Raw genomic sequence first — 15,703 nt, 5'->3', positions numbered from 1 at the left:
TCCCTCACTCGGCGCCAGCGAGCAGCGCGAAGTGGTCGACGACAGCGTCGAGCACCTCGCATCGGCACTGGCTCAAATAGAAATGGCCGCCGGGGAATTCGCGCAGGGCGAAGCTTTCGGTGGTATGCGTCTGCCAGGCGGCGGCGTCGGCGTGGTCGGTGGCCGGGTCGTCGCGGCCGAGCAGTGCGGTGATCGGTACCGAGACCCTGGTATCCGGTGCACAGCGGTAAGCCGCCATCGCCTGATAGTCGTCGCGCAGCGCGGACAGGCTGAGCCGCAACACATCCGGGTCGGCGAACAACGCGTCGACGGTGCCGCCCATCAGCCGCATCTCGTCGACCAGCTCGTCGTCGCTCGCGCCAGCGCTCAACAGCAGGCGGCGCGGGCGCGATGGCGCGTTGCTGCCGGAGGCGAAAAGCCGGGTGACCAAGCCTGGTTCGGCGATCTCGAGCAGCCGGGCGACCTCGAAACCGACGATCGCGCCCATGCTGTGGCCGAGGATCACGGTGGGTTTGTCGTCCAGGGTCGTCAGTGCCTCGGCGACCTCGCCCGCCATCGCCGTGATGTCGGTGGCCGCCGGTTCGGCCTGGCGCCACTGCCTGCCGGGATACTGGATCGCGACGACCTCGACGTGCGGCGGCGCGGCCGCCGACAGCGGCATCGCGGAACCGGCCGAACCTCCGGCGTGCGGGAAGTACAGCACCCGATATCGTGCGTCCGGTTTCCGATGGAAGACGGTGGTCCATCCGTTTGCGCGCATCACGCTATCCCTTCTGCTCCGGTCGGCTGGCTACGCAGGTGATCGACCAGGTCCTGCGGGGTCGGGAAGTCGAAGATCAATGTCGCGGGCAGCGGTACGCCGGTGGCCTGAGACACCTTGTCGCGCAGCTCGATCGCGCCGAGGGAGTCGAGTCCGAGTTCGCGGAATTGCGCCCCCGGTTCGATCGCGTCCGGTGACCGCATGCCGAGCACCTCGGCCGCCGCGGTGCGGACCAGCCGTAGTAGCCCATCCCCCGAGTCATTGTGCGCAGCAACAGGTTCCGCCGCTGGCACCGTGCATTGCGGTGCCGCCGCTTGGCTTCGCGGGGCGAGAACGTTGGTGTCGGCCGCGATCAGCGCTCCGGTGCCCCGGGCGACGGCACGATCGAACAGACGCACCAGGCGGTCCTCGGTGATGGTCTCGCCGTCCGGTTCCCAGGTGATCGCGACGCCTGGCAGGGATCGCGCGTTACGCAGTTGGGCAAGGCCGTCCAGGTAGGCGTTCACGGCCGCATCGACGGCCGGGCCGGGGCTGGACGTGGCAGTGACGAACGCCGACAGGTCGAGAGGTTTCGTCAGTTCGTCCAAGTGTGCCGCAGCAAGCGCCTTCGCTTGCCATGCGTTATCGAACCCCATCGCAGGCGAGTCTGTTTCAACGTTGTGGACGACGCCACCCAGCCGGATGTCGTCCCGATCGAGATCGGCCAGCAGTGCCGCCACCGCCGCTCGGCTACCCAAATCATCGTTGCGAATGACGATCTGGGCACCTTGTGCGCGCAGTTCCTGAACAAGCTCCGGGTCGGCCTCGCCGACGAGCACCAGCGTACGCACCCCGTGGGCGCCGACAAGATGGCGAGCGATCGACGACGTACCCGGCCCGGTGGTGAGCAGCACCGCTCGATCGGTCGGCCAATCCCGCATGCGCAGTATCAGTTTGCCGATATGCCGCGCCTCGGCCATGTGCCGGAACACCTGTGGCGCCTCGGTGACGTGCTGGACGGTGGTCGGGATCGGCGTGAGGACCCCGGCGTCGAACAGGTCGAGGAGTTCGTCGAGCATGGCCCGGACACCGTCGGGTCCCGGGTCGCGAATGTCGAACTGCGCGTAGGTGACACCGTCGTAGCGGGCGGCGACCTCCCTCGGGTCACGGGCATCGGTCTTGCCCATGTCGAGGAACCGGCCGCCGGGGGCAAGCAGGCGCAGCGAGGCGTCGGTCAACGGCCCGGCCAGGGAGTTCAGCACCACATCCACGGCGGGATGCCCAGGCGAGTTCGCCCGGAACCGGTCCTCGAAGGCGCCGTCCCTGGAGGAGGCGATGTGATCGTCGGGTATTTCCCACGCGCGCAGCGTTTCCCACTTACCCGGACTTGCGGTGGCGAAGACGTCCGCGCCCAGGTGACGGGCCACCTGAATGGCCGCCATGCCGACGGCTCCGGTGGCGGTGTGCACAAGGACACGTTCCCCCGCGGTGAGCCCGGCCAGCCTGTTCAGGCCGTAGTAGGCGGTGAGGAAGGCGATCGGCACCGAGGCGGCCTCGGCGAACGACCAGCCGTCGGGTATCCGCGTCAGCAGCCGGTGATCGCCGACCGCCACCGGGCTCATCACGTCGACCAGGCCCATCACCCGATCGCCGACGCGAAGCCGGTCCACCTCTGCCCCGATCGCAAGGACCACTCCGGCGCCCTCGACGTTCTGCACGACCGAATCCTCCGGCGTGCCCGCGCGCGGCGAGACCACGCCGAGGGTGGTCAGCACGTCGCGGAAGTTCAGTCCGACGGTGTGCAGTGCGACCCGCACCTCGTTGGGTTGCAGTCGGCGCCCCGATGACGGTGCGACGACGGTATGGATGCCATCAGGCGAACCAACCCCGGCGTAGTCGAGCCGCCAGTACGGATCCGGCGGAATCTCCAGTGCCGCAGCGGAATAGTCGACAAGTTCGGTGCGGTGCGGCTGCCCGTCGCGCAGGATCACTTCGGGTTCGTCGCTGCCGATGGCACGAGGCAGCGCCAGTGCCGAGGCCTCGCCGCCGTCCTCGTCGACCAGCGCGAGCCGCCCGTGTTCGCCGCGCAGGGCGCGAATCAGACCCCATGCCGCGCGGGCCGCGGGCACTACCCTGGTCTCGCCGGTACCGAGCGCGTCGCGGGTGAGGACGGTAACGCGGCAGCGGGCCAATTCCGGTGCGTCGAGCACCTGTTGGACCTGATCCCGCAATTCGGTGAGCAGCTCCGCCACCGCGCGGCCGTCGACGGTGTACGGCACCACGATGCGGTCGGGCAGGCCGCGGCCGTTGTCGCCGAGTGCCGAGAGCAGCCCGGTCACGTCGGCGTGGATTTCGGCGCGCAGCGATTCGCTCAGCCTGGCGACCGCGTCACCGCCGGATTTGGTGATCACCACCGCCCTCGGCGCACTGCCGGGGTCGGCGCTATCGGCGACGGGTGTGCAGGCCCACTCGCGCAGCGCGGCCGTCGCCGGTCGGGCCGGTTGTCCGGTCGCGGGCGCGAGAATCAGCGAATCGATCGTCGCGACAACGGCATTCGTGGTGTCGCGCAATTCCAACCGGTAGTCGTCGGGCCCACGCCGCGCGATTCGGACGCGAACCTGCGTTCCGACGCGGGCATACCGGTGATAGCCGGTCCAGACGAATGGCAGCCGGACCACACCGGCGCCGGAGGTCCAGATCACCTCGGCGGCCTCGATGGCATGCAGCGCGGCGTCCAATAGGGCCGGATGCAGACCATACGGATCCGGCGGCCAGAGTCCAGGCAGTTCGACCTCGGCGCAGATGTCGGTGCCATCGCGCCACATGGCGGTGACGGCACGCAGCTCCGGACCGTAGGCCAGGCCGTGCGCGGCGAGCCCGCGATAGATCTCGTCGCGGCGCACCGGCGCCGAATCCGGTTGCCACGCAGCGTCAGCACCGGGCGGCGGCGCGGCGGCCGCTAGGGTGCCGCTCGCGTGCCGCACCCAGTCGTCATCCGACTTCGCATAGATGGCAACCGATTTCGTGGCATCGCCGTGCACGACGACCCGCAACGGCACGGACGCGCTGGACGGAATCGGCAGCGGCCGTTCGATGGCCAGCTCGGCCACCCCGTGGCGGCCGGTCGCGGTGGCGGCATGGTCGGCCAGGTCCACGTACGCCGAGCCGGGCAGGATCACCCGTCCCCCGACCACATGGGCGGCCAGCCACGGGTGATCCCGCAGCGAGACCTCCCCGGACCAGACGATCCGATCGGTGTCGGGAACATCGACGGCCGCACCGAGGATCGGGTGCTCGCGCGGGCCACGCACCGACGCGGAGCCGGACTCCAGCCAGTATCGACTGCCCTGGAATGGATAGGTTGGCACCGGAATTCGCCGCCCGTGCCAGCCAGTGACAACCTGCTGCCAGTCGATATCGATTCCGGCGATATGCGCGTGCGCGATCGCGGCGAGCAGCGTGCGCGCCTGCGGGCGTTCGCGACGCTGCAATGGCACCACGACCACGTCGTGTTCCCGCAGTGCGGCCGTGGCCAACCCGGAAAGGGTGCCGTCCGGCCCGATTTCGATGAATCCGGTGGCACCGGCGGCCTCGGCCGCGCGGATGCCGGCGCCGAACAGCACCGGTTCGCGCAGATGCTGCACCCAGTACCTGGCATCCATCGGCTCCGAACTCCCGACGACCCGGCCGGTGACATTGGAGATGATCCGCAGTTGCGGCGGGTGATAGGTCAAGCCAGCGGCGACGCGTTCGAATTCGGCGACAACGGGATCCATCAGCGGGGAGTGGAACGCGTGACTCACGTCGAGCACGGAGGTCTGGAAACCCTGCTCTCCCAACCGCTGTGCGATGGCGGTGACGACATCGGCCGTGCCGGAGATGACGATGGACCGGTCGCCGTTGACGGCCGCGATACCGGCCTGGTCGGCCACCTCCGCCAAAGCCTGTTGCACGACGGCCATTCCGGCCCGGACCGACACCATGGCACCGGTCCCGGGGGCCGATCCCATCAGCCTGCCGCGCGCCGCCACCAGTGTCGCCGCATCCTCGAGGGTCAGCACGTCGGCCACGTGCGCGGCCACCAGTTCACCGATCGAATGGCCGATGACTGTGTCCGGCCGCAGCCCCCACGCATGGCCGAGGCGGTAGAGCGCCACCTCGAAGGCGAACAGCGCGGGCTGCGCGTAGGCGGTATCGCGCAGCAGCGCCGCCTCGGCCGAATCCCGTTCGGCGAACACGATTTCCGCGAGGTGATGATCGAGGTGCGGGTCGAATGCCGCACACGCCTGATCGAATACCTCGGCGAAGACAGGGAACTCGGCATACAGTTCCGCGCCCATCCCTGGTCGCTGCGTGCCCTGCCCGGCGAACATGACCGTTACCGGGGTGCGCCGATTGCCGCGGACCGGCGGGTCACCGGCGCCGTGCTCGGTCAACGCCGCCAGGTGCTCGACGAGTTCGGTTCGGTCGGCGGCGGTGAGCGCCACTCGATGGGTGAAGTGGGTACGCGCGGTCGCCAATGTTGTTGCCACATCGGACATGTCGATATCCGGCTGCGCGTCGAGCAGGTCGTGCAACTGCCGGGCCTGCTGCCGTAACGCGGTATCTGTCTTGGCGGACAACAGCATTGGCAGCGGCACCGACGGTCGTTGGTCATCCGCACGTGGAGTGTCGACGTGCGGCGCCTGCTCGATGAGCACATGCGCGTTGGTGCCGGAAATGCCGAACGACGAGACCGCCGCGCGACGCACCCGCTCCTCGCCGGTCCAGGCCACCGGCTCGGTGAGCAGCCGCACCGCCGCCGCCTCCCAATCCACATGCGGCGTCGGCGCGCTGACGTGCAAGGTCTTGGGCAGCAGTCGATGTCGCAGTGCCATCACCATTTTGATGACGCCACCGACCCCCGCCGCCGCCTGCGCGTGCCCGATATTGGATTTCAGCGAGCCGAGCCACAACGGCCGGTCACGATCGCGACCGTAGGCGGCCTGTACGGCCTGCGCCTCGATCGGGTCACCCAATCGGGTGCCGGTGCCGTGCGCTTCGACCGCGTCCACGTCGGCGGCGCGCAGTCCGGCCGACGCCAGTGCCTGTGCGATGACTCGCTGCTGCGCCAGCCCGTTCGGTGCGGTCAGACCGTTGCTGGCGCCGTCCTGATTGATCGCCGAGCCCCGCAGCACGGCAAGCACCGGATGTCCGAAACACTGTGCCCGCGAGAGCCTTTCGACGAGCAGCAGGCCGACGCCTTCGCCCCATCCGGTGCCGTCGGCCTCGGCGGCGAAGGCCCGGCATCGGCCGTCGGCCGCCAAGCCCTGCTGGCGGGAGAATTCGGCGAACAAGCCCGGCGACGACATGATGGTCACGCCACCGGCCAAGGCCAGCGAGCATTCGCCCGATCGCAGCGCCTGGGCGGCCAGATGCAGCGCCACCAGCGAGGAGGAGCATGCCGTATCCACCGTGATCGCCGGACCCTCCAGGCCGAGCGAGTAGGCGACTCGGCCCGAAAGCACGCTGCCGGACGTCCCGGTCAGCAGGTATCCGGCGGACTCCCTGGTCGGTTCGTGCAGGCGCGGCCCGTAATCGCTGGCGACCGCGCCGATGAACACGCCGGTCTGCGTTCCGCGCAGCGAATCCGGCACGATGTGGGCGCGTTCCAGCACCTCCCACGCCGTTTCCAGGACGAGTCGCTGCTGCGGGTCCATGGCCGCCGCCTCACGCGGTGACACACCGAAGAACGCCGCGTCGAAGCGGTCGACCCCGTCGACGAAACCGCCTTGCCTGGCCGAACTGGAGCCGACTCCGTCATCGAACAGTGTGCTCAGATCCCAGCCGCGGTCGGCCGGGAACTCCCCGACCGCGTCAACGCCGTCGGCCACCAGTCGCCACAGATCCTCCGGCGACCGGACGCCGCCCGGATATCGGCATGCCATCGCGACGATCGCGATCGGATCCTCCGACGGAGGCGTGTTGGTCTGAGCGGCAACGGTTTCCGTCGTCGTCACCGGCGCGTCGCCGATCAACGACAGTAGGTGTTCGCTCAACTCGGCCGGCGTCGGGTAGTCGAACACCACCGTCGACGACAGTCGAAGACCGGTCACCGAGGCAAGCCGATTGCGCAGCTCCACCGCCATCAGCGAACCGAATCCCGAGTCACGGAACGACATCGACGGATCGGCGAGTTCGCCGCCCGCCACGGTCGCGGCCTCGGCGAGCACCGCCCGCAGCACCACCGCCGACCGCCGATCGGCCGGATGCTCCCGGACGCGGCGCACCCACGAGGAGCTGTCGTCGGCGGCACCACCCTGGTGCCGCGCGGAGCGGCGGACCAGCCCGGCGAAGATCGGCCGCAGCCCTCGGCGCTGCCGCAGCGCCGCCAGATCGAACCGGGCCGCGACCACCGCCGGTGCCTCGTCCGCCGCGGCGGCGTCGAAGAGGTCGAGTCCGTCCTGCGGGTTGATCGGCAGCCATCCGGCGCGGGCCAGCCTGCGCAGATCCGCCTCGCCGAGCCCGCCGACCATCCCGTCGTCGACCGCCCACACGCCCCACGCGTACGCACCGGCGGGCAGGCCGAGGTGACGGCGGTGCTGCGCCAGCGCGTCGAGGAAGGTATTGGCCGCCGCGTAATTCGCCTGACCGGCATTGCCGAGGGTGGCGGCGATCGACGAGAACAGGATGAACGCGCGCAGCGGCAGGTCGCGGGTGAGTTCGTGCAGGTTCCAGGCGGCGGTCACCTTGGGCCGCAGGACATCGTCGAGCAGATCCGGCGTCAGCCGCTGCACGGTGGCGTCACGCAGTACCCCGGCGGCGTGCACGACCGCGCCGAGCGGCCCGCGCGCGCATACTTCGGTCAGCAACTGCGCCAACGCGTTCCGGTCCGCCACATCGCAGGCGTGCACCTCGGCCATCGCGCCGAGGTCCGCGAGTTCGGCAATGACCTTGTCCGCGTGCGGACTACCCGGTCCACCACGCCCGACCAGGATCAGTCGGCGCACGCCGTGGCGCCGCACCAGATCCTTGGCGACAAGCACACCGAGCGCGCCAAGCCCGCCGGTGATGAGGACACCGGTATCGCGGTCGAACGGCGACGTGCGGTCCGCGGTGGGCAGATACCGAGCCAATCGTGGTATCAGGACCTGGTTTTCGCGCACGGCGAGTTCGGGTTCGCCGCTGTCGATGGCCCTGGCGAGCGCGGGCCAGGTGAGGGACTCGTCCACGTCGAGCAGGACGAACCGATCCGGATGCTCCGATTGTGCGGACCGCACCAGGCCCCAGAGCGGCGCTCGGCGAAGGTCGAGGGGTTCGTCGACGACGCCGACGGCGCCACCGGTCAGGAACATCAGCTGGCTGCCGGCGAACCGCTGGTCGGCGAGCCACTGCTGAATCAGGCTCAGCGCGGCATGTAATCCCGCGGCGCTGTCCTCGGGAAGCGTTGTGGTCGAGTCATTTTCGGATTCCGCCGAGGTGAGCAGCGGAACCAGTACGGTCCGTGGCGCCCGTATCGCACCGGCGTCGATCAGTTCGCCCAGCGCGGCCAGGTCCGCGACGGTCGTGACATCGGCCAACCCCGCAAGACCCACCGGCCCGCCGACGACGGCGATATCGCGCACCGGGGTTCCCGACGCCGCCGGCAGTGGCTCCCAGTTGACCCGGAAGAGGTTGCGCCGCACCGCCTCCGACGGTCCGTCAGCATGCTGTGCGGGTAGTGGCCGCAGGCTCAGCTCGTCGCCGGTGAGCACCGGACGACCCTGCTCGTCCCACACCGCGACCGACACCATGTCGTCGCGGACGAACGTGAGGCGGGCACGCAGCGCGGTCGACGTCGTCGCGGCCACCCGCACCCCGGTCCAGGTGAACGGCAGGCATATTCGCCCGGCCGAAGTCGCCGCGTCGAGCGCGGCCACCTGAATCGCCGCGTCGAGCAGCGCCGGATGCACGTCGTAGCCGCGTGTTTCGACTCCCTCGGGCAGCTCGAGCGACAGGTAGACCGAACGATCCGCCCGCCAAACACCCCGAATACCTTGAAAGGCCGGGCCGTACTCGTAGCCGAGATCCGCCAGGGCGTCGTAGATCTCGTCGACGGAGACCGGCTGCCCGGTCGGCGGCCACACCTCGGGCCCCGGGACAGCGACGCTCGTATCCTGTTGCGACAGCTGACCTATCGCATTCGTCCGCCATGTCTCGCCGGAGCCCGCGTCCTTCGCGGCGGGCCGGGAATGCACGGCCACCGGACGCCTGCCGCCGTCCTCGAGTGGCCCGACGATGACCTGTAGTTCCAGCGGACCGCTCAACACCGCCGGTGCCTGCAGGGTGAGTTCGTCGACGCCCGCGTACCCGATGGCGTTCGCCGCGTACGCGGCCGCGGCCAGGAACAACGTGCCAGGCAGCAGCACCGTCCCGTCGACGACGTGATCGCGAAGCCAGGGCTGGTCGTCCACGTCGATGGTCCCGCCCCAGATGAATTCGTCACGCCCGGCGGGCGCGGTGCGGGTCGGCAGCAGCGGATGGCCCTGCCCGGATTGCTTCGGCTCGGTGAGCCAGAAGCGTTGCCGCTGAAACGGATACGTGGGCAGATCGACCCGTGGCACCGTGGCCGCCGGAATCTCTACCGCGTCGGCCCTGGTGAGTGCGGCGTAGAAATCGTCGAGCCCGTCGTGCCCACGATGCGCGGTCGCGACGGTGCCGACCCGGCTTCCCGGCACAGTTTCGGCGATCTGCTCGACGGTGACGGTCAGCACCGGATGGGCGCCGACCTCGATGAACCGGCTGTGCCCGTGCGTGACCAGATCGTGCACCGCCGCTGCCCACCGAACCGGCTGGCGCACGTTCCGCCACCAGTACTCCGCCGTCAGCCGGGTGGTGTCGATCGGCTCGCCATCCACCGAGGAGTAGAACGGGATCGTCGATGGTCCGGGCGTCACCCGGGCCAGCGCCGCGAGCAGTTCGTCGCGCGCCGCCTCGAGATGCGGGGTGTGCGCGGCGCAATTGATGGCGACCGTTTTGGCGTTCACTCCCTCGGCGCGCCAACGCGCGACCAACTCCTCCACCATCGCGCGCGGACCCGATACGACGGTCTGGGTCGGACTGTTCAGACAACCGATCGACACGTCCGGGTAGTCGGCCAACCGCTGCTGTACCTGGTCCTCGGGCAGCGGCACCGAACCCATGGTTCCGCCGACGCTGCCCATGGCCTTGGCCATCGCCGCACTGACCGCCGCCGCGTCGGCCAGGGTCAGCGCGCCCGCGATATGCGCAGCCACGATCTCGCCGATCGAATGACCGGCCACCGCGTCGGGCCGCACGCCGTGTGCCTGCCAGAGGCGCGTCAGACCCACCATGACCGCGAACATCAGCGGCTGCACGATCTCGTCCCGCTCGAAATCCTCGGCCTGCCCGTGCCGCAGCATCTCCACGACATCCCAGTCGAGGTGGGCGCCGAGCGCATCCGCGCACTCCCGTACGTGGCGCGCGAAAATCGGTGCGGCCGAGTACAACTCGCGTCCCATACCCACCCACTGCGAACCGTGGCCTGGATAGACGAAAACCGTCCGCGCCACCGCGCCCGACAGGTCGCGATGCACCGCGGCCCAGTCGACGGATCGGCCCGCGCTGTGCGCCTGGCCGAGCGTCTCATAGCTGTCCGCGAGCGTGTCCCGATCGCGGTGCATCGTGGCCAGCGTGGAAACCCGGATGTCGGGCACGGTTTCGGCGATCTGCTCGACCGCGATGGTCAGCACCGGATGCGGGCTCGCTTCGATGAAGGTGCGATGCCCGGAGGCAAGCAGCCCGCGCACGGTCGCGTCCAGCTGAACCGGCTCGCGCAGATTCCGCCACCAGTACTCCGCCGTCAGCTCGGTGGTGTCGATCGCCTTGCCGTCCACCGAGGAATGGAACGCCACCGTCGACGGCATCGGCGTCACCTCGGCCAGGGCGGTCAGCAGCTCGTCGCGGATCCCGTCCACGTGCGGGCAGTGCGAGGCGTAGTCCACCGCAATGGCTTTGGCGTTCACCCCGGCATCCTGCCAGCGCCCGATCAGTTCCTCGACGGTGGCCCGATCGCCCGAAACAACCGTCTGTACAGGGCTGTTCACGCATGCCACGTACACACCGGGGTGCTCGGCGAGCGCCGCGCGCACCTGCTCGTGCGGCAGCGGCACCGATCCCATGGTTCCGGTGCCGGACAGGCTTGTCAGCGCCTTGGCCCGCACGGCGCTGACGAAGGCGGCATCGGCCAAGGTCAACGCGCCCGCGATATGCGCGGCGGCGATCTCGCCCTGTGAGTGACCGATCACCGCGTCCGGCCGCACCCCGTACGCCTCCCACCACCGCGCCAGGCTCACCATGACCGCGAACAGGATCGGCTGCACGAGTTCGACCCGCGCCAACTCCTCGGCCTGTTCGCGCTCGAGCACCTCGACCACATCGCAGCCGATATGCGGGCGCAGCGCGTCCGCGCACGCGCGCAGGTGACTCGCGAAAACCGGTGAGACAGCGGCCAATCGGCGGCCCATCCGCATCCATTGCGCGCCCTGGCCTGGAAAGACGAAGACCGTGCGGCCGTATTCCTCGGCGGCGCCGGTCAGTATCCGTGGATCGGTATCCCCGTCGGCCAGCAAGCGAAGCAGATCACGCGGGTCCTCGGTATCGGTGATGACCGCGCGATGCGCGAAGTGCGTCCGGGTAGTCGCCAAAGCTGTTGCCACAGCGGCGATCTCGATATCCGGTCGAGTCTCCAGCAGCGTGCGCACTTGCTGTGCCCGATCACGCAGGGCCGCTTCGGTTTTCGCCGACACCAGCAGCGGCAGCCGCACCCGGGCCTTGGCGGGTGCGACAATCGGGGCTTGTTCCACGATGGCGTGCGCGTTGGTGCCGGACACCCCGAACGAGGACACACCGGCCAGGCGCGGCCGCTCTTGCCGCGGCCAGGCGACCGGCTCGGTCAGCAGGCGAATCGCTCCGGACGCCCAATCCACGTGCGGCGTCGGCTCGTTCACGTGCAGGGTCGGCGGCAGCAGCTCGTGGCGCAGCGCCATCACCATTTTGATGACCCCGCCCACTCCGGCGGCCGCCTGGGCATGCCCGATATTGGATTTCAGCGACCCGAGCCACAGCGGCCGCTCCCTGTCTCGCCCATAGGTGGCGAGCAGCGCCTCGGCCTCGATCGGATCGCCGAGCGTGGTCCCGGTGCCGTGCGCCTCGACGGCGTCGACCTCGGCCGCGGTCACGCCGCCGGATCGCAGGGCCTGGTGGATGAGGCGTCGCTGGGCCGGTCCGCTCGGAGCGGTCAGCCCGTTGCTCGCGCCGTCTTGATTGATCGCCGACCCACGCAGCACCGCAAGCACCGGATGCCCCGCCCGCAGCGCGTCCGAGAGTCGCTCCAGCAGCACGACACCGGCGCCTTCGCCGAGGCCGAAGCCATCGGACGCCGCCGCGAAGGCCCGGCAGCGTCCGTCCGCCGACAATGCGCCGAGCCGGGAGAATTCGGTGAACATGCCCGCCGACGACATCACTGTCACCCCACCGGCGACCGCCAGCTCGCAGTCCCCCGTTTGCAGTGCGCGGCGGGCGGTGTGGATGGCAACCAGCGACGACGAGCACGCGGTGTCCAGCGTGACCGCGGGCCCCTCGAAACCGAAGGTATAGGCCACCCGCCCCGACATCACGCTGGCGGTATTGCCGGTGAACGCATACCCGCCCGACTCCCCCGCCGCCATCCAACGCGGCCCGTACTCCTGAGCCATCGCACCGACGAACACCCCGGTTCGGCTGCCGCGCAACGACATCGGATCGACTCCGGCACGCTCGAAGGTCTCCCACACGCATTCGAGCACCAACCGCTGCTGCGGATCCATGGCCAGCGCTTCACGCGGTGCGAGACCGAAGAACCCCGCGTCGAAGCGGTCGGCCTCGGTCAGGAACCCGGCCGCCCGCTGGTGACTGGTCCCCGCGCCGCCCGATTCGTCGAACAGGGCCGACAGGTCCCAGCCACGATTGTCCGGAAACTCCGACACCGCGTCCACGCCGTCGATGACCAAGCGCCACAGGTCTTCCGGCGATCGGACCCCGCCCGGATACCGGCAGGCCATCGCCACGATCGCGACCGGTTCATCGCTCATCGGCGGCGCCACCGTCTCGGCTACCGCCTCGGCCGCGGCCTGCGCGGCCAGGTGCTCACTCAGTGCGGCGGGAGTCGGGTGATCGAACACCACGGCCACCGGCAGTCGCACGCCGGTGGTCGCGACCAGCCGGTTGCGCAGCGCCGTCGCCCGCAGCGAATCGATGCCCAACTCCGCGAACGTTGCCGACGCGTCGAACGCGCCGTCCAGCATCGCGCCGACCTCGGTCAGCACCGCTTCGCGTAACTCGGCGGCCCGTACGACGTCAGTCACCCGATCTCCTCGACTTCCTTGCGTTCCTTGCGATTTCCCGCTCAACATGTGACGTCGAGCCGGGCCAGGCCTCGGGTCACCAGGCCGTCCTTCCACCGCACCGACCCGGCGCCCTCGGCAAGCCGCAACCCAGGAAACCGCTGCCACAGCCGGGGCAGGGCGATCTTCAGCTGCAATCGGGCCAGCGGAGCACCGAGGCAGTGATGCACGCCGTGCCCGAAGGTGAGGTGCTGTGCCGGACGCCGCCCGCCGACCGGGTCCGGTTCGGCGAACACGCTGTCGTCGTGGTTACAGTGCACCAGCGACACGATCACCGCCTCGCCCGCGCGAATCACCGTCTCCCCCAATGGCACATCCTCGACGGCCACCCGGGGGAAGCTCACCGGGGTCGTCGGTGTGGTGCGGATCAACTCCTCGATGGTCTTCTCGTCCACCGCATCCCAGGTTGTTCCGCCGGACAGCAACGCGAGCACGGACATGCTCAACTGGCCCGCGGTGGTCTCGTATCCCGCCATCAACAGCGCCAGTCCGAAATTGATCAGTTCGGCCTGCGACAGCGTGCCGCCGTCATTGGCGCGGATCAGCACGCTCAGGAAGTCGTCCTGTGGTTCCCGCCGCTTCCGGCTGATCAGCGAGGACATGTAGTCGACAAGGATCAATTCGTGCCTGGCTCGGTGGATTTCGCCGTCGGGGACGGGCTCGGCCACGCCGAACAGCGCGACGACCGAATCCTCGAAGCGCGGCCGATCCGCGGCAGGCACCCCGAGCAAGGCTCCGAGTGTGGCCACGGGCAGCGGCGCGGTGTACCCGGAAACCAGGTCGGCGGGTCGCCCACCGGCCGCGAGCGTATCCAGGAGTTCGTCGGCGGTCCGCTCGATGAACGGCGCCAGCTCGGCCACCCGCTTGGCGGTGAAGGCGGCCGCGGCGATGCGGCGCAGCCTGGCGTGCTCGGCGCCGTCCATGCTCATGATCGAATTCGGCGACGGGTTGACCGCATGCCATTTCGGCGCCTCCGGCCGCGCCGCCGCGGCCCGGCTGAACCGTTTGTCGGACAACACCATTCGCCCTAGCGCGTACTCGGTGACCAGCCACATGTGCGCGCCGCCGGTCACCGGCACCCGTTGCACCGGCCGACGCGATGGCGGATCGAGGAAGGCGGGCAGCGGGCCGAGGCCGAGCCGGGACGCGACGATGGACATGAATCAGCTCCCGAGATCGATAGCGACGAGTTCCTGACCAACCCGTCGGCTCAGCATGGATTCGGCGATCTCGCCACTGCGCACGGCGATATTGGACAGCAAGGACGCCGAAAGCCCGTGGGATTGTTCGGTGCCGCCCTGTAGGTAGATCCCGCCGGGCAGTTCGAGATCGCCGATCAGCCGGTAGTCCCGCGCCACCCGATAGCTGCCGTCGCCGTCGCGCTGCAGCTGACCGTCCAGCTCGCGCAGCAGCCCCGACGGTTGCATGGGCTGGTAGCCGGTCGCGCAGACCAGCAGATCGGCATCGAGTCCCCTGGTCGTGTCATCGAGCAGCGACCGCACCGACAGCCGGGCGCCGACACCGTTGCGCTGGATGCCAGCGACCCTGGACAACCGCAGGAACCGCAGCCGCTCCGCATGGCTGACCTCGTCGTCGTAGGCCCGCCGGAACAGGTCCCTGATCACGTCGTCATCGACCACCGAATAGTTGGTGTTGCGGTGGTAGCGCCAGAACACGTCCCTGGACTCGTCGGTGCCGAAGTAGTAGTCGTCGACCGCGTTCGGGTCGAAGACCTGATTCGCGAACGGCGTGCTGTCGGCGATCGAGTAGCCGTAGGACGGGATGACGGCATAGACGTCGGCGTGCGGCAGCGCGTCGTAGAGGAATCGGGTGATCTCGGCCGCACTCTGCCCGGCACCGGCCACCACCACCCGCCGCAGGTCGCGGGGATCGCAGCCGTCGAAGCGTTCGATGAATTCCGAACTGTGCCAGACGCGTTCGCCGCGTTCGATACCCGGCGGCATGGCGGGCACCAGGCCGGTCGAGATCACCACGTTGCGGGCATTGACCACCCGGTATTCGTCGCTGCTCCGATCGCGGACCACCACCTCGAGGTGCTCGGCGCGCTTATCGCCCTCGGGCAGCCGCACCGCGGTGGCGTCCACGTCGTAGGTGACCCGGTCGGCCACCATCGCCGCGGCCCACTCCAGATAGTCGTGGAACTCACGGCGGGTCGGATAGAAATCCTGATTGTTCACGAATTGCGCAAGTCGGCCCTTCGCATGCAGATAGGAAACGAAACTGAACCGCGAGGTCGGATTACGAAACGTGGCAAGGTCTTTGAGAAACGACACCTGCATCTTCGTCGACGGCAACAGCATGTTCTGATGCCAGCCGAATGCGGGCTTGCGTTCGAAAAAGGCGACGGTGGCCTGGCCTGCCGATGCCGCGCTCTGCTGCTCTTCAAGCGCGATGGCCAGGGCAAGGCCGGACGGGCCGAAACCGATGCCGACCGTATCGTAGGTCTCCGACGAAGGGGTCCCCATAGGAATTCCCCCTGATATTCCAGACAACAAATGCTCAACCAACTCTCGAATAGATG

Annotated in this window: 4 protein-coding genes; all 4 read right to left on the bottom strand. The window is 69.2% G+C overall.

Going from position 1 to position 15,703, the window contains the following annotated elements; all coding sequences use genetic code 11:
- Window positions 1-4: 4 nt before the first annotated feature.
- Genes OG203_RS43655 through OG203_RS43640 form a run of 4 tightly spaced genes read right to left on the bottom strand, consistent with a single transcriptional unit; the run spans window position 5 to window position 15,647 of the window.
- Window positions 5-760 carry a thioesterase II family protein gene (locus OG203_RS43655; protein ID WP_405163058.1) on the bottom strand — a complete coding sequence of 252 codons (756 nt, stop codon included), beginning with the start codon at window positions 758-760 and terminating at the stop codon, window positions 5-7.
- On the bottom strand, window positions 760-13,122 hold the full coding sequence (locus tag OG203_RS43650) for an SDR family NAD(P)-dependent oxidoreductase (protein ID WP_405163057.1): 12,363 nt from the start codon (window positions 13,120-13,122) through the stop codon (window positions 760-762). The genes OG203_RS43655 and OG203_RS43650 overlap by 1 nt, the downstream gene beginning before the upstream one ends.
- 41 nt (window positions 13,123-13,163) lie before the next feature.
- Window positions 13,164-14,321, bottom strand: coding sequence for a cytochrome P450 (locus OG203_RS43645; protein ID WP_405163056.1), 1,158 nt, complete (start codon window positions 14,319-14,321; stop codon window positions 13,164-13,166).
- A gap of 3 nt (window positions 14,322-14,324) precedes the next feature.
- Window positions 14,325-15,647, bottom strand: a complete 1,323-nt coding sequence (locus OG203_RS43640) for a lysine N(6)-hydroxylase/L-ornithine N(5)-oxygenase family protein (RefSeq protein ID WP_405163055.1) — start codon at window positions 15,645-15,647, stop codon at window positions 14,325-14,327.
- Window positions 15,648-15,703: the final 56 nt, after the last annotated feature.

It is taken from the genome of Nocardia sp. NBC_01499, assembly GCF_045040275.1.
GTDB lineage: Bacteria > Actinomycetota > Actinomycetes > Mycobacteriales > Mycobacteriaceae > Nocardia.
Note: the sequence above shows the minus strand (reverse complement) of the source record. Positions and strands in the feature narration are given on the sequence as shown.

Excerpts from the sequence above, each read along its gene's own strand:
- OG203_RS43640 (WP_405163055.1), bottom strand. The coding sequence starts at position 15,647 with ATGGGGACCCCTTCGTCGGAGACCTACGATACGGTCGGCATCGGTTTC.
- OG203_RS43645 (WP_405163056.1), bottom strand. The coding sequence starts at position 14,321 with ATGTCCATCGTCGCGTCCCGGCTCGGCCTCGGCCCGCTGCCCGCCTTC.
- OG203_RS43655 (WP_405163058.1), bottom strand. The coding sequence starts at position 760 with ATGCGCGCAAACGGATGGACCACCGTCTTCCATCGGAAACCGGACGCA.